This is a genomic window from Eubacterium barkeri, from assembly GCF_900107125.1.
Classification (GTDB): Bacteria; Bacillota; Clostridia; order Eubacteriales; family Eubacteriaceae; genus Eubacterium_O; species Eubacterium_O barkeri.
In genome coordinates, this window is record NZ_FNOU01000002.1 from 228,980 (window position 1) to 253,228 (window position 24,249).

Genomic DNA, 24,249 nt, shown 5'->3' on the forward strand with positions numbered 1-24,249 from the left:
AGCCTCCTTTACGCTTCATATTTTTTGAATAGCTCATCATAAAATGTATCGATGTGCTGACGAATATCCTCAATACCGGATAAATCCTCGTTGGGAATATTATATTTCATTTTAACAATACGATCAAATATGGCCTCATTATATAATACAGAGGTCGGAATTCCCTCTTTTAAACCGACTAATCCTTTTTCATACAGATAGTCGATGATTTTAAGCATTTGATATTGTTTTTCCAGGGGAACATAAGTGTCTGTATCATCAAAGGCGTTCTGCTGGAGGAATCCCAATCGAAGTAATCGGGATATCTGAAGAATCCAACGCTGATCATCAGGGAGGGCATCTTCGCCAACAAGCATAACCATTTCCTGAAGCTTGTTTTCCTGGAAAAGAATATCCAGCATTTTATTCCGCAAAAGAATGGCATCTTCTGCTACATGATCTTCATACCAGTCCGTTAAAAGCTTGACATAACCCGAATAGCTTTCCATCCAGTTGATGGCCGGATAGTGTCTGGCGTAAGCTAAATTTTTATCCAAGGCTAAAAATGTATTCACAAAACGCTTTGTGTTTTCTGTAACGGGTTCTGAGAAATCCCCACCAGCTGGAGAAACAGCTCCAACGATGCTGATGGAGCCCAATCGGCCTCCGATAGTATCAACGGAACCTGCCCGTTCATAGAATTCTGCGATACGGGAGCTCAAATAGGCAGGATATCCTTCCTCTGCGGGCATTTCTTCCAGACGGCCAGAGATTTCACGAAGAGCCTCGGCCCAACGGGATGTTGAGTCAGCCATCATGGCGACATCGTACCCCATATCTCTAAAGTACTCTGCCATGGTAATCCCAGTGTAAATACTAGCTTCACGGGCAGCAACCGGCATGTTCGATGTATTGGCGATCATAACGGTCCGCTCCATAATGGATTGTCCTGACTTAGGGTCTATGAGTCCAGGGAAGTCTTCAATAACCTCGGTCATTTCGTTACCGCGTTCCCCGCAACCAATGTAAATGATAATATCTGCATCTGACCATTTTGCCAATTGATGTTGGGTCATGGTCTTTCCGGTACCAAAGCCTCCAGGAATGGCTGCCGTACCACCCTTTGCAATGGGAAAGAAGAAATCAATGATACGTTGGCCGGTAATCAGGGGTTTTTCTGGTTCCCGACGGAAGGCCGATGGACGGGGCTTACGGATTGGCCATTCCTGATACATCTTTAAGAGGTGCTTTTCACCTTCTGCATCCTTTATGGTACAAATAGGTGTTTCGATATTATAACTGCCATCCACTACGATATCCACCACTTCACCTGAAAGGTTTGGAGGGATCATCAAGCGATGCTCAATCATCAGGGTTTCCTGGATGGTGGCAAAAATTTGACCCGGTTCCACCTGATCTCCCAGCTTGACGTTGAGGGTCACATTCCAAAGCTTATCTTCATCAATGGACATCAAGCCAATGCCATCTGGAATAAATACAGGAGATAACTCCTGTATTTTTTCAAGGGGGCGCTGAATACCATCAAACATATTTTTCAACATTCCAGGACCGAGTTTAACACTAAGGGGCAGCCCTGTAGGATGGATTTCTTCCCCAGGCATGAGCCCTTCCGTTTCCTCGTATACCTGGATGGTTCCGATATCACCATCTAATACGATCACTTCACCAATTAACTTTTTATCACCAACCATGACCATTTCACGCATGGAGAAACTGGTCATATTATAGCCTGTGACAACAGGCCCGTTTACCCCCTGGATAATTCCTTTGATTTCACTCATTATTCATCACCTGTTTATCCATGATTTCACTTAGCTTCATCCCGACATATTTGTTGTTATCACGGACTAAATTTGCCATTGAAAAATCACAATTAATGCGATTATCCACATCTCGAACGATGATTCCACCAATGACTGATTTCGGTGTATCTTCAAAGGATAAATTATAGTCCGGCAAGCATTGCGCCGCCAAGTCCTGAATAATTTTTCGATCCTCTGGAATACAAAAAAGGATGAGCTCTTTACGATTACCAAAGATACCCGGGACTTTCTTTAGACATTTTTCCAGATAAGCATTATAAATCGGAGTCCCAATATAATCCCGAGCTTCATTCCAAATAGTTTGCTTAAAATCCTCTAAAATGATACTACGCTGTTCGAGTAAATTGTTTTTAGACACGTTTTTTCCCTGGGCGATAATTTTATTTTTGTCCCGAAAAATAACATGATAATTTCGCTCCTCAATATTTCGTTTTTCATTTTTTAATCTTTCCTCAGCAGCCTCAATTGCTGCAGCTTTTTTCTCCTTTGCCGCATCAATGATTTCCTTCCCCGTTTCCCGTTGCTTTTTTAAAAGGTATTGGGTGAAAACGCTGAGTTTCTGTTCAACTGATATCATAGGTTCCACTTCCTTTGGCTATATTATAACCCAACGGATTCTTTAATATATTGGGTTATAACCCCCTGCTGCCGCTCATATCCATAACGATCAGGAATTACGGTAATCAGGGGAAACAAATTTTTTCGTTTGCTCTCTAAAACAAGGTCTTCAATTTTAAGATAGGCCTTCTCAGTGAGATAAATAATGCCAATTTCGGGATTTTTAAGTGCACCTTTAAATGCTTTCTCAATATCCGCTGTATCTCGCACATATATCCCCTGGATGCCGGCTAATTTCATCCCTAAAAAAGAATCCCGATTCTCACTAATGATGTAAGACTTCATTTTTTTAGAGACTACCAATAATCATGATAGAAATAATCAAACCATAGATGGCAACCCCTTCAGCCAATCCAACGTAAATCAAGGTTTTCCCAAGAATTTTTTCGTTTTCAGAGACAGCCCCCAAAGCGGCAGAACCAACAACACCGACAGCATACCCAGCCCCGACACATGCCAGTCCTGTTGATAATGCAGCTCCAAGATATCCTAAGCCTGTCGCATTACCAGCATCTCCAGTCGCAGCGGCAACTGCCGTTGGAGCAAACATAATGAGGGCTGCCGCCATGGTGGGGATAAATCCACACAAATTGACACGGAGAAACTTTTTCAAACGCGGCTGATCTGAACGAGTATCTTTATAAATAAAGTAAATACCACCGGCAATTGTAGTGAGGACCAGTAAAGCTGCTAAAACTGTAATCATTGTTAAAACATTCATTTTTTACTCCTTTGAACTAAATGGTTTCATTTTGAATTTCTGTGTTTAGGGGAATGAATTCTTCCCCATCGCCAGTATAATATTTGCTGAATAACTCGTAAAACTGGAGACGCAGGCATTGAATAAAGTCAATCAAACCTTCCAGAACGATAATAAGAATATTTCCAAGGATTAATACGACAATGCCGCCAAATCCGCCGCCAACCATTTCCGCCAGTGTTTCAAAAGCCATAAATAAACCTACATGGGTTAATGCAAAAGCACCGACACGGATAAAGCTCAGGGTATTACTCAGCATCCCAAGCAGCATCTCAAATAATCCAAACCCCGCTTCAACGTAGTAGTCACCCGCTGTCGAGTCGTAAAGCTTCCGATGGCGAATCGTATTAGCAATGGGCTCCCGGAAAAGAACAAGCACCACAAGAACGGCCGCAACAATGTATAAAGGCATCACTGCACCTGCTCCAATTGTGAGCGTCCCTAACACACATACCAACAAGGTGATATATAATACAAGACCAGCCACACCACTGGGACCAAACCACCCTTCCTTAATGTCTCCACTGTGGAGTTTGTTAATGATGGAATAGATATATCCACAAAGAAGCATGGCGACACCGACGATGACGGCAGTAATCAAGATTGTATTGATTGAAGAAAATGGCCGAACCCAAAGCGTTGGTAGAAGCGTCTCATTCCCAAAGATACTGCCATAAATAAAACCAAAAATAATGGAGCTAATGGCCATTCTGGATAAGACATTTCCTAAATCCATTCCTTTTTTGCCTGCGATTATGCCGCCCAGCAACAGAACCAAGCCCTGTCCTACATCCCCGAACATAAATCCAAAGCAAAATAAATACGTCACACTGAGAAAGGGGGTGGGATCTAACTCATTATAAGCTGGCACCCCGTACATTTTTACCAGTGCTTCAAAGGGCTTAAAAACCCAATTATTCTTCATCTTTGTAGGCGGTTTATTTGACTTATTCGCTTCGCTAAACATCACGATCATGCCAGGATATTTTTTTGCAATTCCCTCTAATTTTGCCTTATCCTTTTTAGGGATCCATCCTGAAAAATAAAAATTGTCTTCAGAAAAGGCCATATGCCGTTTCATGATATTGATATTAGCATATAGGGTCAGTACATTAAAAAGATTTTCCGCTTCCCGACGATTATCATGACAATAATCCTGGATCTTAGACTCACATAATTCAATTTGCTTTTCAAGCTTAATGCGTTCAAGGCTTAGGTCCGTCAAAATATCGTTTGGAACCTTGGTATATTTTTGATCCAGGCCTTCAACGGTCTTAAAACCTAATGCCTTCAGAATCCGACGTGTTTCAACTTCTAGATCCTTAGGCGAAATAATCAGGAAAACTTCTTCGCTCTCATTGTTTCCAACATGAAACACAATGGAGGTAACGGTATTATAAATACTCTTTAATCGGGCAGCATTATCCTTTGAAACAGAGCCTAAAACATAAGAAAAATATTTTAAGCCATCTAAATCAGCCATAGGGACATCTAAATCTTTGAGATAACTATAGGCTGTGATGCTTTTTTCAATTTCTGCAATCCGAGCTCGATTGGGTTCGAGAGCCATGCATTCCGTGTTAATGAATGCTTCGTACTGCTTTTCCTGCTCCAGAACACTGCTTAGATTTAAATCCAAAGACTTTAATTGTTCCATATTAAACTCAAGCTTATCATCATAAAGCGTGCTGAGTTTCTTAACCATATCGACGAAAGGCTTTTCGTCCGCAACATCTTCGCCAGATTTCAGTCGGGCAAAACCAAGCAATTCATCAAGGTTCTCCTCACAAACTGGTAATGTAAAACGTCCTGCGTCAATCTCACTCATCGTATCAACGATTTGAATATCCTGATACAGGAACATATCTTTGGCAAAGGCATCGACGTCCGTAATCTTTCCGACAACGTTCATCATTAAAACATTTTCAATCGCCATAACTACTTCCTTCCACACCTAATCAAAGTAACGAATTAGGAATTTTTCTGTTTCTTCGATGCTCATGCGGTAACGCTTGCTTTCTATAATTGACGTGACATCTTCAATTTCAAATTCTGTCAGTCGAATAAACGCAACCACCTTTCCAATACCCGAATCATTTTTATGGAATAGGTTTAAAAAGGCAAAATAGAGAAACCGCTCACGTCGGCGCTCCATATACAAATCGATGGTCTTCCGATGATTGAACAAGAATTTATATTCATCATAGCTTTCCATCATCTGGAGTAGGGTATCCATATCCTTTACCTCAGCCATCTTCTGAATCCCCTCCATTTTAATACGGAGTCCTCCACGAAGACTGTATGCCAGTAATTCTTCCCGTGATAAATTATAAAACTTCTTTCCACGATATAGCCAGATAAGGTTGAGCAGATCAATACCCTTTCTCATTGTGGTAATGAGCGCCTTATTTTCCCTTTGATCCAACCGATCCAGATACCACTTTAATTTGTCATAATAGTAGCGTTCCAATGATTTCTCAATGGGGAATAAATCCTCGTCTATTGAAACTGTTTTATAAATTTCTAAGATTCGAAAATATTCTGTATGTACCAATACTTTTTTAAAACTCTCCCAATCACCCGCCTTCAATAAATGCTCAAAGTCGATATTGGTATACTCCTTTGAATAAACGAGCAAAGGTGCCAAACTCTCCAGATTTTCTCCCCTGGCCATCCCTCGAATCAAGATCCGCAATGCCTCGATATCTGCACGAATCAAAAAGGTTTTGATAAACCCCTTTTCCATTCCACTGAGATAATGAAGTATTTTTTCAATTTGCTGGATTTTCATTCGATTCAATGGGATCTCAACTGCCTGACGATGGACCTGCAAAGTATCGACATCCTTTAAAAAAGGAGCATAGTACGTCTCGCTTTTTAAATAAGACAAAACACCCGCAACATCCGGCTCCCGAATCAATGCTTGATAATCGAGCTTTGTAAGCATCCGGGACTTCATCGCCATGACTTTAGTATCAACACAGGAATGTTTACTGTTAGCCATTAATCACCACTTCTTTTTCTAGATAACTAAATATCTAATCAACCTTCTGCAATAAGCTCTCTAAAACTTGCCTTGCATAATCCGCTTTTTCCAACTCGTACTGAGCCCTTGCCGATTCAAGATTATTCTTCATTTCTTGAATGGTCAGTTCTTTTTCTGTTTGGGCTTTTTCAATTTCTATTCGATAATTCATCGCACTATCTTCTTTGGCTTTAGACAGGATTTCAGATTCACGCTTTTTAAGATCAGCCTGGGTATCCACACTGATTTTTTCCGCCCGCGCAATCGCGCTTGCCTGAATTTCTACAGCCCGTTTATCCAAACTAACAATCTGACGAATGACACTATTCATCGACACATGCAGGACCTCCTTTTCTATTTAGAAATATTGTCTACATTATAGCACTTTGAAAAATCTTTGCAAAAGCTTTTTCAGGATACCAATGAGTGAAAAGGGATTCTTATAGAAATTACGGAAATTGTCGTGAATTTCTACCAAAAAGTTCCTGTTTCCCATCTTTTCTTAAAGAATTTTTACAGTATTTTCTTTTTTAGAGCTAAAAAACAGGAAAAGGTCCCATTGTGCGGACCTTTTCCTGTTAAATGTTGCGTTTTGAATTAAAATAATTATTTTTCAAGCATCATTAGAGCGATTCGAACGCATTAATCACGATGCATCGAAAATTTTGTGCGATCTACAGATTTCAAATTCTCTGTAATTTGTCTTTCTTGGGCTTTTTTTATCAGTAAATCCCGATCTTTCCTGCTTGCCATTGGGTCCTTCATCCGGCTGGGTCCACCGACACAACCACCCTCACATGCCATACCTTCAATAAAATCATCCTTTAGTCGACCGGCCTTTAGTAATGCTAATGCCTTTTTGCATTCCCCCGCTCCGTTGGCCGCACAGACCGATAAGGCGTCGTGCTCTGCACCAATTTCATCAAGATAAGCAAGAACTGAAGCAGAGACACCACCCGCATTCCCATAACGCTTACCGTAGACAGTTGAGGCTTGATAAGAATTTTCAGCAGGCTTTAATACAACTTCTTTTGCTCTGAAAATAGCCCTGATCTCACTGTAGGTTAAAACATAATTTGCATTATCCGAAATTTTTTGATCGACAACCTCAGACTTTTTAGCAACGCAAGGGCCGATAAAAACAGTAATAGCATCCGGATCCTGAGACTTGATCATCCGGGATACAGCGCACATGGGTGAGACTGTTGTGGAAACATGTGGTTCTAATTCCGGATAATGACGATAAATCATATTAACGAATCCCGGGCAGCAAGAGGTTGTTTTCTTTTCATTCTTTTCAAATGCCTCATACCACTCTAGGGCTTCGCTTTCAGTTGTCAAATCACCGCCTAATCCCACTTCAATCAAATCAGTAAAGCCGACTTCCTTCGCTGCAATTCTAAAGCTCTCCATGGTAATGTCTGGCCCAAATTGTCCCTCTGTTGCCGGAGCAAGCATTGCATATACATTTTTTCCTGATTTTAATGCCTCAATAACATCCAACATAAAGGTTTTTGTCCCAATGGCGCCAAAGGGACAGCTATGGATACAGGCACCACAGCGGATACAGCGTGCTTCATCAATAACTGAAACGCCATATTCATCGTAGGTAATGGCGTTAACCGGACAACTAAATTTACATGGCCGTTTTAGATAAGCAATGGCATTATAAGGACATGCCTTAGCACACTTACCACATTCCTTGCATTTTACAGGATCTATTTTTGAGCGGGTTTCCCCTTCTGTAATGGCCTCGAATTTGCAGGCATTAATACAGCCCTTCCCCAAACAATTCTGGCAATTATCCGTCACCACGTAACTGGATATGGGGCAATCTTCACAGGCCGAGCTAATGACCTGAATGACATTTCCATCGTCAACCGGTCCGACGGCTTTTCCTTCAGCAAGGCGAATACGTTGACGGATAATTTCTCTTTCTTTATAAACGCAGCACCGGAAATGCGGAATGGGTCCAGGTATCATTTTTTTAGGTAAATGCTCCCGTTCCTCATCCAGGTTTCCCTCAAAGGCGAGTCGTGCGACTTCATATAAAACATCATGTTTAATCTTTAAAATATTAGTATCTGCTGCCATATTATTCCTCCATGACGATCTCAGCAATCCACAGTCAGATTTCGACCGTATTTACTCTAAACGATCGATGGAAGATTGTCAAAGGGTTAACAAATATATATCTGATAATTTAGCGCAGTTTCATACTTCCCCAACTTTAATGACAAAATATTATCTTTTTGAAGCCATATCCTTGGATTTACGGGCACACACATCAACAGCCTGTATAATGGCACTGCGAAATCCTGATGCTTCCAATGCCGCCACCGCATCAATGGTAGTTCCTGCGGGTGAACAGACCATATCTTTAAGCTCCCCGGGATGCTTGCCGGTTTCTAAAACCATTTTGGCCGATCCTGCAACTGCCTGCGCTGCAAATTTATAAGCTTTCTGTCTTGGCATCCCCTGGGCTACCGCACCATCCGCCAAGGCTTCAATAAACATAAAAACATATGCCGGTGATGAACCACTTACCGCAGTAACGGCGTCCATTAGTGCTTCCGGAACAATTTCTGCTTGACCGAAGCTCTCAAAGATATCCTTAATCTCCAGTACTTCATCCCTTGTTACCTGGGAATTTGGAGAAAGAGCAGCCATCCCTTCCCCGACCATGGCCGGTGTGTTTGGCATTACGCGGATAAGCTTTACGGGGTGGCCAAAGCGGGATTCATTTGTTGCAATTGTCTCTCCGGCACCAATGCTCACAATAATCGCATCATCCTTAATGAAATCTTTAATCTGGTCAATAACCTCTGGATAAAATTGTGGCTTAATCGCAAGAAACAGAATATCGGAAACCTCAGCAACAGGGATATTATCCTGGGATGGTACAATGCCACAGCGTGTTCTCATTTCACTAAGTGCTTTAGAATTCGGATCTGACACATAAATTTGTTCCGGACCATAAGAACCTTCCTGAATAATCCCAGTGATCATTGCCTGGGCCATATTTCCACAACCAATAAAACCAATTATATTGTTCATCATCGTATCTCCTCGTTATTTTCTTACTTTTATCTCATTTTACTCCATTTATGTTAGAATAACAAGACAGATAAAATCAGAAAAAAGCATTGACTTTTTTCTGTATTAAGATTAGGATATTAATATCCGCTATGGAGAAGTATCGAAGTGGTCATAACGAGCCGCACTCGAAATGCGGTTGTCCTCCGGGGCACGTGGGTTCGAATCCCACCTTCTCCGCCATCTTATAATGGGGGCATAGCTCAGTTGGGAGAGCGATACGTTCGCAACGTATAGGTCAGGGGTTCGAATCCCCTTGTCTCCACCATAACCGTCGTATAGAGCGGGTTCCAGCCTTTGGGACCTGCTTATTTTTTTACTTTTCCCGCATTTTACTGTATCTGATTCTCCATATTATTTGAGAATCCTATAGATTATACTTGGAATACTGCTCATTTAGAGTCAAGTTCATCATACAGCAGATCATGATAACGGCGCATTTCTGCAAGATGTGTCAACTGCTCGTCTAAGGAGCTTGCCATGACGGGATGATAAGCGACCATGGCCTTTAGCATTTCAGAGTCATTAGCGTAGATAATCCTCTCATTCTTCAATGCGCCATCTAATACGGCTTTTGCTATCTCTATTGGTGACTTTAATATCTCGGAAATTTTACCGTCATAGATAGATGTCTCCATCATTTCAGATGTTGCAGCACAGATTTTAACACCCGTTTCCCAGTATTCGTATCGCAGAGCCAAGGTGAAAAGTAGCAACGCTGCCTCGGTTGCACTGTCACTACTCTGGAAAGGCAGATTCCAGAATGCCGTGTTCGAAATCATATTAATAATTTGGCCCGTTTTCTGAGCAGTCATGATAGGAAGAGCAGCACGGCAACAGTATAAAGTTCCGTAGAAGTTTATAGAGAAGATTCTTTCCCAGTCGGTATTGTCCAAAGCCTTCATACCAGGATGTTTTTTCTGGATGGCCCGTGCTCTGGGTGTATCCGAAAAAAAGTGCAGTTGACCAACGTCAACCGTATTAATAAGCAAGTCCAATCTCCCATTTATGCGGTCCTGAGCTTCCGCCACCATCGCATCAACCTGAGCCTCGACAGCGAGATCACAGAAAATCCCGCTGACAGTATGGGGATAAAGTGCAGACAATCGTTTGACTTCACAGATCAAGTTTTTCGAATTATGATCTGCAAGTACTACGATGGCTCCAACGGACAGTAGTAGTTCTGCCAGGATGAGGCCGATACCAGAAGCTCCGCCAGTGATAAGAGTATGTTTTCCAACATAATCTGCCGGATTCATCTGAGATGCTTGCTTGCTGCTGATGTAAGCCTGAGTTTTTTCAATAATTTGATGTGCATCATCCTCATTTCTAATCTCTTGAAGTTGTTCGAATTCTGCGACATCTATCTCTGGGTTATTCTCTAAAGGATCCAAAAGAAAGGTCAGAATCCCTCTACGACGCTTTCTGGCATATTGTAAAAAGACCTGATCCAATATCTTCCCCATCGCACCTGGCATAAAGCACTGTTTGGCGCCATCAATATCTCCATCATCCCCTAAGATTAAACGATCATTTCGGGAAATCCCCTCCAGAATACGTTGGGCAGACTGCCGTGGCATTTGGGCACCGTCAGGGATATTCTCAGCACCCTTAAAAATTGAAGTAGCAGTAGTTCCCGGGGTAGCGGCATTGAAGCGGATACCCTCGGATTGGTATTCACTGCGGAGGCTAAGCGTCAGAGCACAGAGTGCTGCCTTCGTTGCTGCATACTGACTTTGATAAGCCATTGGTGAAAATGCAATTCCAGATATAATATTTACAATTTGTCCTTGTCCCTGGGCAATCATTGGCGGCAAAGCGGCACGACATCCATATAAAGCACCATAAAAATTAAGGTCAAAGGCAGACTTCCATGATGCGTTATCTGCTACTTTAGCCATAAATGGATTATCCGGATTTAAACCTTCAGGTTCTACGGTAAATTTACTGCTAAAACCTGCACCTGCACAATTAATTAAGAGGTCTAGCTGATCACAGAATGCGATCGACTGGGTGATGGCATTCTGTACGGCACTCTCCTGAGTGACATCACAATGAATCCCTTTCACCTTGTCCGGATACATCTTTTTTAGACGTTGGATTTGAATATTAAGATTTTGGGCGTCATAATCGATTAAAGTAATGAATGCTGCACCGCATATAAGTAGTTCCTCACAGAGGGCTAGCCCGATGCCGGAGGCCGCCCCTGTGATTACCGCACCTTTTCCTTGAAAATAAGTTCGTTCATACTCCATATTTATCTCCTTCAAAAATAGATTTGATGATCTCGGTAAAGGGTGCATTGATCATATCGCCCTGTAAAGAGATAAGACATAATTTCTGTTGTTTCAAAATCCGTATATTGATGAATCTTTGTAATGCCACGAATCCAATTATCACTGACCATCCATCCAGCACCACCACTTGTTTGATAGGAATCTCCCCCCAGGGGTCATTAATGGTTGACGACAAGCGTACTTTAGCTGTAGCTGGTTCATATCTTAAAAACCGCGTAGGACTATCATAATGACTCATGAAAAGGTCGGTAAAGCCACTGGGACTTATATGATACTGAAACAAGAAACTATTCCCCTCTGTTACTATAGGAGATGTTGGCAGGGATTTCTCCACACCACCAGTAAGCCGTTCCATGAGTGGATCATTAAAGCATCCAATATCCACATCCACCTCAAGCAATGGGACACCATCCCTCCATATAGCACAGTGACCACTATCACCGATACGTTCAACTAAAATACGGTCACACAGTTTTTTAGGCAATCCACTACCTTCACGTCCAGAAAGCATCCCCATAAGCGCACCAGGTCCATCCAGCTGCAATCCGATGAAATGTACTCCGGTACGACCTTTATATTCGGCCATAATACCAATGCCCCCCTCCATATACCATGGTGCAAAAGTAGGTTCTCTTATATCCACTACATAGATATAAATCAGAGCTGGATCCGTCACTTTTAGTGGTGGTGGCAACAGAGCCTGTGCTTTTTCTTGGTCAGCCAGACAAAATAACTGAATACCATATTGATGGTTCATAGCGGGCTCGCTCATAAATGAGACGAGTTTCTCCTTAGGTGTAATTAATGATGGCTTCATTTTGCAACTCCTTATTTGATATCTCTACATATCTTTTTTGAAAACAAACGACCGCCCATGAGCATCTTGAGTAGCCTCTAAAATACGCCCACTTTTACGTGCATCCCCAATAACTACCACTGGTAACTGAGGAAACGATCTGACGATGGTATCCACTACTGATTGACGAGGATGGACACCAAGGGCAAGGACAATAGAATCGGCTGCCAGCATCCGCTTATCACCAGTATCTAAATCGGACAATAACAAATCTTCCGGTTGTATGGCTATCAGTTGGTGCTTGAGATATACCCTCAAAGGGAAATCTTTCAACCTTGCTAATATGTCCTCTGTTACTGCTGGGTATATACCAGAGCCCAATGTTGCTTGCATCTCCACCAAAGTCACACTACATCCAGATAACACCAGCATTTCTGCTGTTTCCAGTCCCGTCATACCTGAACCCACTACGACTACCTGCCCTTTGGGCTTTACCCGTCCACAAAGTACCCCTTCTGCTGTTACAACCCGATTGTCAGTAATACCTGGCAATTCTGGACGCACTGGTTGAGCACCACAGGCGATGAAAATGCCACAAGGGGAGAGTTTCTCCAGGACTTGAGGCGTGGCAGATTCACCTAAATGACAGCAGATACCAGCCTGTACAACTTGGGCAGTTAAAGAATTGACATAAGCTGTAATTTTTTCCTTTTTATATCCCTTGTCCGCGATATTCAGTGTTCCGCCCAGTTGTAGTTGCTCATCAAAGAGATGAACATCGAAACGGCGCTCTTTTAATACCAATGCCGCTTCTATCCCTGCTGGACCACCACCAACAATAGCGACTCGGCGTCCTTCTCCATTTTTAACAGTATGAACAAAATCCATTTCCCTTCCTGTCACCGGGTTTACTGCGCACTTAATTCGACGAAGGGCTAGGATTTCATTAAAACAAGCCAGACAACCGATACACTGTCGAATGGTATCACATTTTCCAGTCAGGGCTTTGCGTGTCCATTGGGCATCAGCTAAATGCCCCCGACCAATACCGACAAAGTCACAGGCTCCTTCCTTGAGCAAGACTTCTGCCATCCGCGGCTCCTTAATGTTGTTTACTGCAATAACGGGAATACCCACAGCAGCCTTCATTGCAGAACTGAACTCCCTTTTGCTTCCCTCTGGCCAGGTTCCTGGTTCAATGCAACCATTAGAATAGCAGCTGACATTGATAGCATCAACACCAGCAGATTCCAATGCCTTGGCCACAGTGATAGACTCTGACAGCATCATCCCACCCGACAACGCCTCAAAAGCATTGATGCGTACACTGAGGGGAAAATCCCCGCAGGACTGGCGAATTCCTGCTACGATGTCCAACAGAAAATGCAAACGATTTTCAAAGCTTCCGCCATAAGCATCCTTCCTAAAATTCATTGCGGGTGATAAAAAATTATTGATAAGGTAGCCGTGAGCTGCGTGAAGTTCAACACCATCCGCTCCTGATTTTTGTACCAATTGGGCTGCCGTGACGAACTGCTTTACCAAATCGGCACATTCATCAATGGACAATATCTCAGGAATTGTACCATTTGGAACAAATTCACAGGAGGGTGCTACCACCTTCCCACCTGTCAGCGACGGTGAAGCTGATGCACCAGGATGCTGAAGCTGGACAAAGAGTCGAGTATCATACTGATGAATGACTTCGACTAAACGCTGAATTCCCGATATGTCGCTTATACGATATGCCGAAAGTTGCCGGGGATCACTGCTTCCCGGACCATCGGTAATCCGAGTCACCTCTGTAATGATCAAGCCAACACCACCTCGTGCCCGTGCCTCGTAAAAGCTAATGAGTTCATCACTGACATCACCTTGGTCCGTTGCTAAATTAATACCCATCGCTGGCATTACGACTCGATTGGGCAGTTTCAGTCCCCCAATGGTTCCAGAATCTTGTAATTGTACCATGCCTTTACCTCCTGATTTCCTTATCTACTCCTAAAGTGGTGAAAACGCGTAAGGCCAGCGCCACCGTACATTTAGTGATAACCGTAACGCAAGCTGTCCGAATGACGAAATACTGGAAAAAATTCAAAACTTCAAAATGGAAAAAAGTCAAAATGCCCCACAACATTATCATCGCAGCCAAAGCTACCGGAATAAAAAGTATCAGCGTAAACCTTTTAGGTGAGCCAAACAATCCCGCATACCAAGATAGGTGATGATATTCCCGACGAGGAATGCGGCCAGCGCCGACTTCCTCCTGAATTTCCCGAGCCACAGGATATACCATTTTCAGTGAAACAATAACGCTGAGGATTAGAGCAGAAATTATAATGTTTTTTTGGGCTGTAGGAAGGATAATCACCATAGCTCCATCGAGGATAACTCCGCCCATGAAAAAGCCGACCACCAGATTAAAGCCAAAATCATTGACAACCGTATCGAAAAGATTTGAAAAAGTTTGTAAATGCGGTAGTGGATTCTTTACGATGTCACTTCCAGTTTGCTCCTTTTCAAATGTATGAAGATAGTCGGGCTGCATGTAGCGCAGAATAACACACTCCACGATTTTAGCTGAAACAATTATGGAATACAGCAAACGCCAAGCCAAAAACTGGGGAAATTCGAAAGTGCGTATTGCAAAGAATCTAAATACGACACCATTTAAAATTGGTGTGAAAACAGCAAAAATACTACCGATTATTAACGCTAGAAGCACTGGATTTTGAGGTAGATGAGCAAAAATCATACTGACTGGCGCTTCCTTTGGTAATGCGCCCTGTTGGGCTAATTCATCTATTCGGTGTTTAATATACAGCGTATCAATAAAGGTTGTGCTCACACCAAAGCATGCCGCATCAATAAGAATATCACTTTCACTTAAGCTGTGGCCGTACATGAACAGAATAACAGCTACCAAATTGATGATCATTGTCATTCCGATGATACGGACATTGTCTACATAAGGTAGACCTATACGCCAGTTTTTTTCTATTTCAAACCACCTCCCATTAAATTATGAGATATCGCATTTTAAATCCTTTCATGTTCAGCATTTCCGTTCATTTTTCCAATATAAAAACTGATAGCCTATACACGATTTTGCGTATATACTATCAGCTTTTCACAGTTTTAAATACCTCCTTTTTTCTATGAAAAAGAGGGGGCATTTCATATCATTATAAAATCAAATTTTCCAAATCTTTACGTTTTTGTATATAGAGTTTTTCATACACTACTTGCAAGTAGGATTTGACTGTTGCAACAGAGAGATTTAAAACCTTAGCAATCTCCTGATTCCGATAACCACATTTGGCCAAATAGGCCACCTGATACTCCCGACTCGTAAGGATCTGGGATATCTGACCGTGAGTGACATGATTGTGGAAATCTACCCAATTGTACCCTATCTGCATTTTTAATGATTCTACTGCATTCATAAAACCTGGGGCCTGATTTGCCCACGGGGGCAGCAAACTGCTTAGGGAAGAATAATGCTCAACTAAAGGCATAATGAGACCATCCGGGATAAGACCTTCCATAACAAAGGCTAGCGCCGCTTTTGCGCGGTCATTCTCTTTTTGGCAAACCGCACTAACCGCCTCCATAAGCCGAAGGTAGATGCGTGTAGTAAAATAGCGAGTTTCATCAAAAAGAGACAAAGCTGTTTCCGTCAGAGACAGGACCGCAGCGAATTCTCCACGTGCTAGTAAATATTTTGCTCGCGGATAACAGGCAAAGGGGCGGGCCGCTAAAGGGAGGCGACTAAAGTCTCCATCAATAATCCACGGTGGGCATTTATCAGTATCATACAGACTTACAGCCATAACAGCCTGGGCTAATTCTACAAATGCTTGGTCGGGGTGTCCGGATAACTGTCGAGTCACTTCGTCCAAACGGATTTTTGTATTCATAAAGATATCGTATTGACCAGCTGCTACGGCCCCTGCCATACGGTAGAGAAGGTGTTGCCCAACCCGCCAATCTGTTGTGGTGAGACCAGTGGTCAGATTCAATACCGCGTTCAAATCACCGCGGTAGTAAGCCAACTCAATGTTCAGGCTTCTTTGGTCCTCAACGTTAGCTATCCTTTCCACCATTTTATCAAGGCTTCCTGGTACATATGTCACATTATCCAGCGCCAGGAGAGACTGTCGAGGCTTTGTTATGGCACTCGCCATCACGTCATTATAGATATATTTACCCATAGCATTACTCTTTAGTACTGGAACAATTGGTCTTATCGTGTCCTCTCTCCATTCCCAGACTCTTCTCCTTATTTAAAATCCCAGTGTGAACACAGATTTGATTCGCCATAAAAGGTACCCTAACTCTTTTAATTAAGTACATTTAATCATCCCCTAATAATTTTAAGTATAAACCATCCCGCGGTGCTATCGTCAATACATTTTTAAATATTTTTTAATCCTCGTGTTTTCAACTTTATTTTTATGATCATACACCAACCGGCTTTATTCCAAAGCAATTTATGCTTAGATAATTCTTATGCTGGATAAGTTATCGTCATAAAATGATTAATGCTTAAGATTTGTATGTCAGTATTTAATAAAAGAAAATTTTATTATAGTGTTTATCTATTAAGTGAAAGGATACAAAATGAAATATCAAGATGTTATTCCCTGTCAATCAGAAAATTCTATTATTGCAACTATAGCGCTAAAAGATAAAAAAATTTCTAAAACTGCTTTAAGTGCTTTTCAAAATCTATTTGATCGCATCCCTGCAATGGTAGAGAGTCTGCGCATTCGTTATCCAGAGCAAGAATTTGAGTTTGCTATGGGAATTGGAGCCGTTGCTTGGGATAAGCTTTTCCCCAACACTAAAAAACCAAAAGAATTAAAAGTTTTTCCTGGAATAGAAGGAACATCGTCAATGGCCCCGTCGACTCCAGGAGATTTCTTTTTTCATATCCGTGCTAATCGTATGACTGTTTGTTATGATATGCTTTCTAGTATTCAGACACTTATTGGAGATTACGTAAGTCCTGTAGATGAAACACATGGTTTTCGTTATCGTGATGGGCGAGCGATTATTGGTTTTGTTGATGGGACAGAAAATCCTAAAGACTCAGAAGCTTGGGAAGCCGTTCTAATAGATGATGATTCTGATTTTAATGGTGGCAGTTATGTATTTGCTCAAAAATATACTTTTGATAAAAATGCCTGGGATATGCTGTCAGATGTTGCTCAAGAAAAGATCATTGGTCGACGAAAATGGACTGACTTAGAACTCTCGGATAAAATCAAACCCATGGATGCACATACCGAAATATCAAAAGCCCACAATAATAAAGGGCAAGAAATGAAAATAATCCGGGCAAATCTTGTCTACTCTCAGCCAACACAGAATATTTATGGGAGCTATTTTCTAGGATATTCAAAAAACTTTTCAATCACAAATCAAATGTTAGAACACATGTTTCAGGGGACCGCAAATGCAAGTGAGGATAGCTTATTAAATTATTTACACGCAATAACGGGTAATCTCTTTTTTGTTCCTAGCTATTCACAATTGGCTCAAATGGCTTCAGGAGAAATGGACGTGTGAATCCTTTTCTCTAAATTCTAAAAAAGGTTTCCTATGTAGAATATCATCAATCTCATAGGAAGCCTTTTATTATGGCAAAACAGAAAAAAACCAATTCACAAAGTTGAGATGGATACTAAAGGGACGACAACACATCAGATTTCTGAAACTAAGATCGCACCCTGTTCTCATCGTTATATTCTGAACTATGAAAGAATAAGTTGTCAACTATAATTATACAACATCAAAGTGATACCTTCATTTTTCACTTGACGATTGCTACTCTGTGGATTATAGTCGAAAGAACAGATTATTTACTGATGAGGAGAACATTTAATGACAGCAGCATTGGAAATAAAAAATTTAAAGAAAACATATGCATCAGGGGTCGTAGCACTACGCGGCATCGATTTGATTGTAGAGGAAGGGGATTTTTATGCACTTCTTGGTCCCAATGGTGCCGGAAAATCAACTACCATTGGGATTGTCACCTCCCTGGTTAACAAAACATCCGGGACAGTGAGGGTATTTGGCTATGATCTTGATTCAAATCTGGTCCAGGCCAAGCAACAGATCGGCTTAGTTCCCCAGGAATTTAATTTTAACCCCTTTGAAACCGTAGAGCAAATTGTCGTCAATCAAGCGGGATACTATGGTGTTCCCCACAAGGAAGCACTGCGCCGCAGTGAAAAATATTTAAATCAATTAGATTTGTGGGAGAAACGCAATGAGCGGGCACGGATGCTTTCAGGTGGGATGAAGCGGCGCTTGATGATTGCCAGAGCCCTTATGCATGAACCACGCCTACTCATCTTAGACGAACCAACCGCTGGTGTCGATATTGAGCTAAGACGGGAAATGTGGGACTTTTTGAGAGAATTGAATGCCGGTGGGACAACGATTATCCTGACCACCCACTACCTGGAAGAAGCAGAAATGCTCTGCCGCAATATTGGCATTATCCAATCCGGGGAATTAATTGAAAACACCAGCATGAAGAAACTTTTATCAAAATTACAGTTTGAAACCTTTATCTTTGATTTGGAGCCTTCTGATCAAATTCCAAGGATTATGGGGTACAAAAGCACTCTTGAGGACAATCGAACCCTGGTTGTTGAAGTTCAGCGTGATCAAGGTGTCAACGCAATTTTCAATCAGCTCACCCAACAAGGCATCAAAGTAGTTTCGATGCGTAATAAATCTAACCGTTTGGAAGAACTTTTTTTGAAAATTACCGATGGAAAACATCACCCGGAGGAAGAACATGTTTAATCTTTATTTTACAGCACTAAAACGCCTGGCTGCTAAAGAAACCCACCGCTATCTGCGTATCTGGATTCAGACCCTGGTTCCACCTGTCATTACCACATCCCTTTACTTTGTCATTTTTGGGAATCTGATCGGTGGTCGAATTGGCGAAATGGGTGGCTTTTCTTACATGGAATTTATTGTGCCTGGCCTGATTATGATGTCTGTCATTACAAGTTCTTATTCTAATGTTGCGTCCTCCTTCTTTTCACAAAAGTTCCAAAAGAACATTGAAGAACTCCTTGTATCACCGGTTCCGACACAGGTTATTATTCTTGGCTTTGTCGTTGGAGGACTGGGGCGAAGCGTCTTGGTTGGTACCCTCGTTACCATCATTTCATTATTCTTTGTCCCCCTCCATGTCTATTCCTGGTTCATTGTTATCATCACTCTCCTGATGACCGCCGTTTTATTCTCATTGGCGGGGTTATTAAATGGAATCTTTGCTAAATCCTTTGACGATGTATCGATTGTGCCGACATTTGTATTACAGCCCCTTACCTATCTTGGCGGTGTATTTTACTCCATTGCAATGCTGCCACCAATCTGGCAGGCTGTTTCCAAAATTAATCCCATCGTCTATATGATTTCGGGCTTCCGATTCGGTTTTCTGGGTGTAACGGATGTCCCAATTCTGTGGTCCCTGGTCATCCTTATTCTTTTTATAACCGTCCTTTACGCCATCTGCTGGTATTTAATTGAAAAAGGGGTTGGCTTAAGAAGCTAACCCCTTTTTAGAGAACAACGCCTCAAAACCATAAGCTATTTTACAAATTCTTGTGCTACAATTAAAAACTCAATAAACAGATAACGCAGGAGGTTATAATGTGACTTTGGAAAAAACTGCAAAGCGACAAGGCGTTTGGTACGCAATTTATGAGTGCATCTGGATTTTTGCCCTGGGTGGCTTTTTAGGTGTTGTTGTTGAAACATCCTATTGTTTTTTAGTTCAGGGTATTTTTGAAAATCGTTCTGGACTCATCTATGGAATGTTTAATCCCGTTTATGGATTTGGTGCTGTCCTCATTACTTTATGCCTAAAACCATTGCTTCATAAGAAATGGGTATGGATTTTTCTCCTATCCATGGTCATTGGTTCGGCCTTTGAATTTTGCTGTAGCTTTGTCCAACAAGGGCTTACTGGAACTGTCTCCTGGGTATACACTAATCAGCCTTTCAATATTCTCGGACGAACAAGCCTAGGCTTTGCCATTGCCTGGGGGGCATTGGGCGTATTGTTTATTAAAGAAATCTATCCCTTGCTCCATGGATTTATCTTAAAGATTCCCCGCCGGCTGGGTGTGATATTAGCTTGTTTTTTTGTTGTTTTTATTTCTTTGGATATGGCTTTATCCGCCGTCGCTGTCCAGTGTTGGAATCAGAGGGAGCAAGGAATCCCCATTACCACCTCCATCCAAATTGAAATGAACAAGCGTTACCCGGATTCCGTTATGAAGGTGGACTACCCCAATATTACCCATGTCGATACCGGGAAAGTATCCTTAACGGATTAGGCCCCATGCTTCAAATCCTCAAGTTGCCGCATAATCTTAATCGATTGGGCAACTTTTTAATTTTTTGTGTGCAACCAAGGCTTTAAAGTCTCTCCTTCTTTTTCAAACAATACGCCCAAATTAAAAGGCCGGAATAGAGAACACCGAAGAGAAGTGCACTGACTTGAAGGGCCAGTCGAATCCTTAAGATACTTTCCCAGAATATTCCACTTCCATAGATAAAGGGAAATGCCACCACAAAGGATGCAACCACAGCACAGAGGTAGATACCGATAAAAAGATTACGATAGCCGACAATTCGGGGATGGGTACAGGTATTTTGAAAGAAATATCCCAGTGCCAGTATTAAAAAAGGGACCATTGGAAAATAATGGTATAGAAACGTATCCCGCGTAATAAATATCCAGGGGATTAACTGGCTAAAATAGGCCGTGGCAATGACAAGTCCACCATCATCCAATCGACAAACACCCCGCCATAGCGCATAGAAAGCCCCTACAAGCCCAAAGCCCCACACAAGAGGGTTCCCCGTCGCATAGAGGTAGATATTAGCCGGGGCTGGTTCAAAGTAATAGAACACGGGCTTTAGTGCGAGGAACCATGTCCACCAATGGGAGGAGTACGGGTGATTATAGTTCGTCGATGTCCCGGTATGATAGCTTAACATCTGTTTAGCGTGTTCGATGGCAACCCCATAAAAATCACTGCGCCCAAGGGTCTGGGCATAGGGAATATAGCTCAGGCCATAGATTAAGCATGGAATCATAATAAAGCAAAGGATACACCAGGTACACTCATGGAGTATTGCACGCCTTTCTGTCCCCCAGGCGAATCGAATCCTCTGGAATAGCCAGAAAAAATAAAGCAATGCCAAGCCCGCAGCACCGTACAAGCCGGACCATTTGGTGCCAATGGCGCAGCCGGCACAGACCCCCGACAAAAGTAAAAAGAGGTAACGCCGCCACAAGGACTGGCTGTTGTGATAAAAGACCATAAAGCCATACATTCCTAAAATAAAGAGCACCAAAAAGGCATCCAGTGTCCCTATTCGCGTTTGGGTATAATGCATAAAATCAAGTGCCAGGAGTATAGTAACAATTCCTGCCCACTTTGGTGATTTTAAAAGGGATCGCCCGCAAAAGTAAAGTAATGGCAGCATCAAAATTCCAGAGAATACCTGCATAAACCGAAAACCGAAGGGATTCCGTCCCCACAAATTCATTCCCATACCAATGATCAAACGCCCCACAGGGGGATGATCCATTTCTGCCACTGACAAACCATCCTGCATTTCCAGGGCAGAAGAAGGAAAGTAACTTTCATCAAAATAAGCACTGTTCATTCGATTGCTATCCCGGCAGATGGTTTGTGGTTCATCCAAAACCAAGCCACCATTTTCACTAAGAGCTTTTGCACGAATTAAACTTCCCTCTTGATTATAAAACCCAATTTCTGCTAAAACAAGCCGATTCGAAGCGGGGTGTTTGTCAATTCGAATATATTGCGTATCATTATTGCAGGATAAGGGATAATCATACCAGATCATGGCTGCCGTATAATCCTTTGGATCATCATCGGTATCAAAGGCTACAGGCCAATCCATTTGATTGGCGGACGCTGAGATGGTAATATCAATATATTTTGTAGCACTATTGACAGGGCAGTACAGCGCCACAGAAGCAGGGGCTTCTTCCACCTCAAAATACAATGGGCCGCTTTGATTATCGATAACCGCATAGGTTTGGGGTGCTGTACGATCCCCCAGACTGTAAAATGCGACAAAGCCGTATAAAGGAATCACAACGGCTAAAAAAAGCCATTCCCTCCAAAGTGTTTTCTTCGTGTCGTCCCTCATTGACGCTTCTCCCTTCTGACTTGACGCCCAATGAATACCCCTCCCAGGATTACCGAAGAAACCATACTGATTCCCACGGACCAGCGACGAAGGGGTGTCCCAATGAACTGAAGGGTCCCCTCCCCTGTCCGATTGGAATTGATTTCCAAAAACCCCGAGGAATTCTTTCGGGTCTCTACTCTAAGTCCCTCGATTTGTACTGAATAGCCTGGATAATAAATAATGGGAAGGGTCTGCCATCCGATTTGGGAGATGGTGAATTTTTTGGAATAGTAATCTGTCTGTGTGCCCCATTGATTAGATGCCAGATGTTCAAGTAACTCACCATAGACCATTTCCTTTGGCAAATATTCACATCCTGCTGGAAAAGAGGGAAAGGGATTATCCGAGACCGTCCCCCTGACGGAATAAATCGTGGTAGTATTCCAAAAGAACAGCACAGTGAGGACCGTAAGGCAGAGAATAGGGCAAAGCACATTTCTCCCTTTGGGCAAACGATAAAGGCACTCCCCTGAAAAAAAGCAAAATATCCCACTGGTTAATCCATAAAAACGCCAGGGAAATTGCAGGTTTTGGAAATAGGGTGCCAGAATTCCCCATGGGAATAAGGTGGTTGTCATCCATAAGCTAAAGAAGCCACAGAACAGGACCCGGGTTTCAAAGCACCAGCGGCGCCTTTGAGTGCACCCCAGAATTCCCATAATCAACAGGATTACCCCAACTCCAGCTGGTGGAACATCTTCTCTACCAAAATGCTCCACAGGCAGAGAAAGAATGGCGTCTACCGGTGATACCGCCCAGTTCGACACAGAACCCAAAAGCCCGGTATCTCCCCAAATTGGATTAATCCAAAGCTGTTCGAACAGCGGGAGGGTAAAAAAGGCGCTAATCAAGAAAGTGGCCCCAGCCGCTTTAAGAAGCGCCAGGAATCGGGAAGGTTCTTCTATAAATTGGCGGACCGTTAGTAAGAAGATGGCTAGGCAGAATAGAGCCATAATAACGGCTGAAAGCACATGGCTTAAAATGACCCCTGAAAACCCCAGGGTCAGCATTCCCCAGTGCCCATTTTTCTCGCAAATCTCCCAAAGCCCGGCAATAATTAAAGGGATAAAAGCCATAGCCGTTAATTCACCAACGGCACAGCGATAGTATAAATTAGTCGTATGGTAGGAGCAAAACAAATAAAAGTATGCAGAAATTAATGAAATCCACGGCTGATTGGGATAAACACGCCCCACACTATAAAACATGATGACACCAGTGGCAATATTCGCTATGACAAAATACAATTTAAGGGCAGTTGTCCCGGAGCATCCCCAAAGGGTAAAAACTGCTGGAATGGATAAAAAGAAATCCGGATAGAATAACCCGGCGCCGTAGCCATATCCCTTAAAATACTCCGTATAAATCCCTGGATAAAAGACGCCCTGGGAAAAAGCATTGGAAAGGGCCTGGATTCGGCTTAAATGGAAGCTTGCATCGTGCCCAAAGGGAATCCCTGAATGGAAGAGCAACGGAAAAAGGCTGATAAGAACCCCTAAACCTAAAAGGGTTCCAATCAGCCATGGGGATGGTTCCTTCACCTGCTTTATTAACCAAGGCAT

The 24,249-nt window shown here is 42.4% G+C and carries 20 protein-coding genes and 2 tRNA genes; 6 read left to right on the forward strand and 16 right to left on the reverse strand.

Going from position 1 to position 24,249, the window contains the following annotated elements; translation table 11 throughout:
* Positions 1-8: 8 nt before the first annotated feature.
* The 9 genes from BLU30_RS02390 to proC all read right to left on the reverse strand — a co-directional run bounded on the left by BLU30_RS02390 (position 9) and on the right by proC (position 9,283).
* A complete protein-coding gene (locus BLU30_RS02390; RefSeq protein ID WP_090243091.1) occupies positions 9-1,781 on the reverse strand; it encodes a V-type ATP synthase subunit A in 1,773 nt (590 codons plus the stop codon).
* Positions 1,774-2,400 carry a V-type ATP synthase subunit E gene (locus tag BLU30_RS02395; protein ID WP_090243092.1) on the reverse strand — a complete coding sequence of 209 codons (627 nt, stop codon included), beginning with the start codon at positions 2,398-2,400 and terminating at the stop codon, positions 1,774-1,776. Before BLU30_RS02395 ends, BLU30_RS02390 begins: the two co-directional genes overlap by 8 nt.
* Positions 2,401-2,423: 23 nt before the next feature.
* The gene (locus BLU30_RS02400; protein ID WP_090243093.1) at positions 2,424-2,726 is read right to left on the reverse strand and encodes a V-type ATP synthase subunit F; all 303 of its coding nucleotides are present in this window, start codon (positions 2,724-2,726) and stop codon (positions 2,424-2,426) included.
* 4 nt (positions 2,727-2,730) lie between these two features.
* Complete coding sequence (locus tag BLU30_RS02405; RefSeq protein ID WP_090243096.1) at positions 2,731-3,162, reverse strand: ATP synthase subunit C; 432 nt, start codon at positions 3,160-3,162, stop codon at positions 2,731-2,733.
* Between the two features lie 16 nt (positions 3,163-3,178).
* Positions 3,179-5,137 (reverse strand): V-type ATP synthase subunit I, encoded by a 1,959-nt coding sequence (locus tag BLU30_RS02410; protein ID WP_090243098.1) that lies wholly within the window; start codon positions 5,135-5,137, stop codon positions 3,179-3,181.
* Positions 5,138-5,155: 18 nt separating this feature from the next.
* On the reverse strand, positions 5,156-6,205 hold the full coding sequence (locus tag BLU30_RS02415) for a V-type ATPase subunit (RefSeq protein WP_090243101.1): 1,050 nt from the start codon (positions 6,203-6,205) through the stop codon (positions 5,156-5,158).
* 34 nt (positions 6,206-6,239) lie between these two features.
* Positions 6,240-6,563, reverse strand: coding sequence for a hypothetical protein (locus BLU30_RS02420; protein WP_143024192.1), 324 nt, complete (start codon positions 6,561-6,563; stop codon positions 6,240-6,242).
* 305 nt (positions 6,564-6,868) lie between these two features.
* Positions 6,869-8,320: a 4Fe-4S dicluster domain-containing protein gene (locus BLU30_RS02425; RefSeq protein WP_090243108.1), complete on the reverse strand. Its 1,452-nt coding sequence runs from the start codon at positions 8,318-8,320 to the stop codon at positions 6,869-6,871.
* 150 nt (positions 8,321-8,470) lie between these two features.
* Positions 8,471-9,283 carry a pyrroline-5-carboxylate reductase gene (gene proC / locus BLU30_RS02430; protein WP_090243109.1) on the reverse strand — a complete coding sequence of 271 codons (813 nt, stop codon included), beginning with the start codon at positions 9,281-9,283 and terminating at the stop codon, positions 8,471-8,473.
* Positions 9,284-9,416: 133 nt separating this feature from the next.
* Between proC and BLU30_RS02435 the strand changes: the two genes are divergently transcribed.
* A tRNA-Ser gene (locus BLU30_RS02435) sits at positions 9,417-9,505 on the forward strand.
* Positions 9,506-9,514: 9 nt separating this feature from the next.
* A tRNA-Ala gene (locus BLU30_RS02440) sits at positions 9,515-9,590 on the forward strand.
* A 124-nt stretch (positions 9,591-9,714) separates the two neighbouring features.
* Here BLU30_RS02440 and BLU30_RS02445 read toward each other — a convergent pair.
* From BLU30_RS02445 to BLU30_RS02465, 5 genes are all read right to left on the reverse strand, one after another.
* Positions 9,715-11,577: an SDR family NAD(P)-dependent oxidoreductase gene (locus BLU30_RS02445; protein WP_090243110.1), complete on the reverse strand. Its 1,863-nt coding sequence runs from the start codon at positions 11,575-11,577 to the stop codon at positions 9,715-9,717.
* Positions 11,567-12,436 carry an acetoacetate decarboxylase family protein gene (locus tag BLU30_RS02450; RefSeq protein WP_090243111.1) on the reverse strand — a complete coding sequence of 290 codons (870 nt, stop codon included), beginning with the start codon at positions 12,434-12,436 and terminating at the stop codon, positions 11,567-11,569. The genes BLU30_RS02445 and BLU30_RS02450 overlap by 11 nt, the downstream gene beginning before the upstream one ends.
* 24 nt (positions 12,437-12,460) lie before the next feature.
* The gene (locus tag BLU30_RS02455; RefSeq protein WP_090243112.1) at positions 12,461-14,386 is read right to left on the reverse strand and encodes an oxidoreductase; all 1,926 of its coding nucleotides are present in this window, start codon (positions 14,384-14,386) and stop codon (positions 12,461-12,463) included.
* Positions 14,387-14,390: 4 nt separating this feature from the next.
* A complete protein-coding gene (locus BLU30_RS02460; RefSeq protein WP_090243113.1) occupies positions 14,391-15,353 on the reverse strand; it encodes a hypothetical protein in 963 nt (320 codons plus the stop codon).
* Between the two features lie 247 nt (positions 15,354-15,600).
* Complete coding sequence (locus BLU30_RS02465) at positions 15,601-16,629, reverse strand: response regulator transcription factor (protein WP_090243114.1); 1,029 nt, start codon at positions 16,627-16,629, stop codon at positions 15,601-15,603.
* Between the two features lie 409 nt (positions 16,630-17,038).
* Here BLU30_RS02465 and BLU30_RS02470 point away from each other — a divergent pair, with 409 nt between their 5' ends.
* The 4 genes from BLU30_RS02470 (at position 17,039) to BLU30_RS02485 (ending at position 20,790) form a co-directional block, all read left to right on the forward strand.
* Positions 17,039-17,989: a Dyp-type peroxidase gene (locus BLU30_RS02470; RefSeq protein WP_090243115.1), complete on the forward strand. Its 951-nt coding sequence runs from the start codon at positions 17,039-17,041 to the stop codon at positions 17,987-17,989.
* Positions 17,990-18,304: 315 nt separating this feature from the next.
* Positions 18,305-19,240 carry an ABC transporter ATP-binding protein gene (locus BLU30_RS02475; RefSeq protein WP_090243116.1) on the forward strand — a complete coding sequence of 312 codons (936 nt, stop codon included), beginning with the start codon at positions 18,305-18,307 and terminating at the stop codon, positions 19,238-19,240.
* The gene (locus tag BLU30_RS02480) at positions 19,233-20,003 is read left to right on the forward strand and encodes an ABC transporter permease (protein ID WP_090243117.1); all 771 of its coding nucleotides are present in this window, start codon (positions 19,233-19,235) and stop codon (positions 20,001-20,003) included. Before BLU30_RS02475 ends, BLU30_RS02480 begins: the two co-directional genes overlap by 8 nt.
* 100 nt (positions 20,004-20,103) lie before the next feature.
* Entirely contained in the window at positions 20,104-20,790 is a 687-nt protein-coding gene (locus tag BLU30_RS02485; RefSeq protein ID WP_090243118.1) for a putative ABC transporter permease, read from the forward strand.
* An 82-nt stretch (positions 20,791-20,872) separates the two neighbouring features.
* On the opposite strand, the gene BLU30_RS02490 is transcribed toward BLU30_RS02485, so the two are convergent.
* A complete protein-coding gene (locus tag BLU30_RS02490) occupies positions 20,873-22,645 on the reverse strand; it encodes a phospholipid carrier-dependent glycosyltransferase (RefSeq protein ID WP_090243119.1) in 1,773 nt (590 codons plus the stop codon).
* A complete protein-coding gene (locus BLU30_RS02495; RefSeq protein WP_090243120.1) occupies positions 22,642-24,249 on the reverse strand; it encodes a hypothetical protein in 1,608 nt (535 codons plus the stop codon). The genes BLU30_RS02490 and BLU30_RS02495 overlap by 4 nt, the downstream gene beginning before the upstream one ends.

What these genes read in the sequence shown, in the direction of transcription:
- BLU30_RS02390 (WP_090243091.1), bottom strand. Translation starts at nt 1,781, where the DNA reads ATGAGTGAAATCAAAGGAATTATCCAGGGGGTAAACGGGCCTGTTGTC.
- BLU30_RS02395 (WP_090243092.1), bottom strand. Translation starts at nt 2,400, where the DNA reads ATGATATCAGTTGAACAGAAACTCAGCGTTTTCACCCAATACCTTTTA.
- BLU30_RS02400 (WP_090243093.1), bottom strand. Translation starts at nt 2,726, where the DNA reads ATGAAGTCTTACATCATTAGTGAGAATCGGGATTCTTTTTTAGGGATG.
- BLU30_RS02405 (WP_090243096.1), bottom strand. Translation starts at nt 3,162, where the DNA reads ATGAATGTTTTAACAATGATTACAGTTTTAGCAGCTTTACTGGTCCTC.
- BLU30_RS02410 (WP_090243098.1), bottom strand. Translation starts at nt 5,137, where the DNA reads ATGGCGATTGAAAATGTTTTAATGATGAACGTTGTCGGAAAGATTACG.
- BLU30_RS02415 (WP_090243101.1), bottom strand. Translation starts at nt 6,205, where the DNA reads ATGGCTAACAGTAAACATTCCTGTGTTGATACTAAAGTCATGGCGATG.
- BLU30_RS02425 (WP_090243108.1), bottom strand. Translation starts at nt 8,320, where the DNA reads ATGGCAGCAGATACTAATATTTTAAAGATTAAACATGATGTTTTATAT.
- proC (WP_090243109.1), bottom strand. Translation starts at nt 9,283, where the DNA reads ATGAACAATATAATTGGTTTTATTGGTTGTGGAAATATGGCCCAGGCA.
- BLU30_RS02445 (WP_090243110.1), bottom strand. Translation starts at nt 11,577, where the DNA reads ATGGAGTATGAACGAACTTATTTTCAAGGAAAAGGTGCGGTAATCACA.
- BLU30_RS02450 (WP_090243111.1), bottom strand. Translation starts at nt 12,436, where the DNA reads ATGAAGCCATCATTAATTACACCTAAGGAGAAACTCGTCTCATTTATG.
- BLU30_RS02455 (WP_090243112.1), bottom strand. Translation starts at nt 14,386, where the DNA reads ATGGTACAATTACAAGATTCTGGAACCATTGGGGGACTGAAACTGCCC.
- BLU30_RS02460 (WP_090243113.1), bottom strand. Translation starts at nt 15,353, where the DNA reads ATGATCATCAATTTGGTAGCTGTTATTCTGTTCATGTACGGCCACAGC.
- BLU30_RS02465 (WP_090243114.1), bottom strand. Translation starts at nt 16,629, where the DNA reads ATGGGTAAATATATCTATAATGACGTGATGGCGAGTGCCATAACAAAG.
- BLU30_RS02470 (WP_090243115.1), top strand. Translation starts at nt 17,039, where the DNA reads ATGAAATATCAAGATGTTATTCCCTGTCAATCAGAAAATTCTATTATT.
- BLU30_RS02475 (WP_090243116.1), top strand. Translation starts at nt 18,305, where the DNA reads ATGACAGCAGCATTGGAAATAAAAAATTTAAAGAAAACATATGCATCA.
- BLU30_RS02480 (WP_090243117.1), top strand. Translation starts at nt 19,233, where the DNA reads ATGTTTAATCTTTATTTTACAGCACTAAAACGCCTGGCTGCTAAAGAA.
- BLU30_RS02490 (WP_090243119.1), bottom strand. Translation starts at nt 22,645, where the DNA reads ATGAGGGACGACACGAAGAAAACACTTTGGAGGGAATGGCTTTTTTTA.
- BLU30_RS02495 (WP_090243120.1), bottom strand. Translation starts at nt 24,249, where the DNA reads ATGCCTTGGTTAATAAAGCAGGTGAAGGAACCATCCCCATGGCTGATT.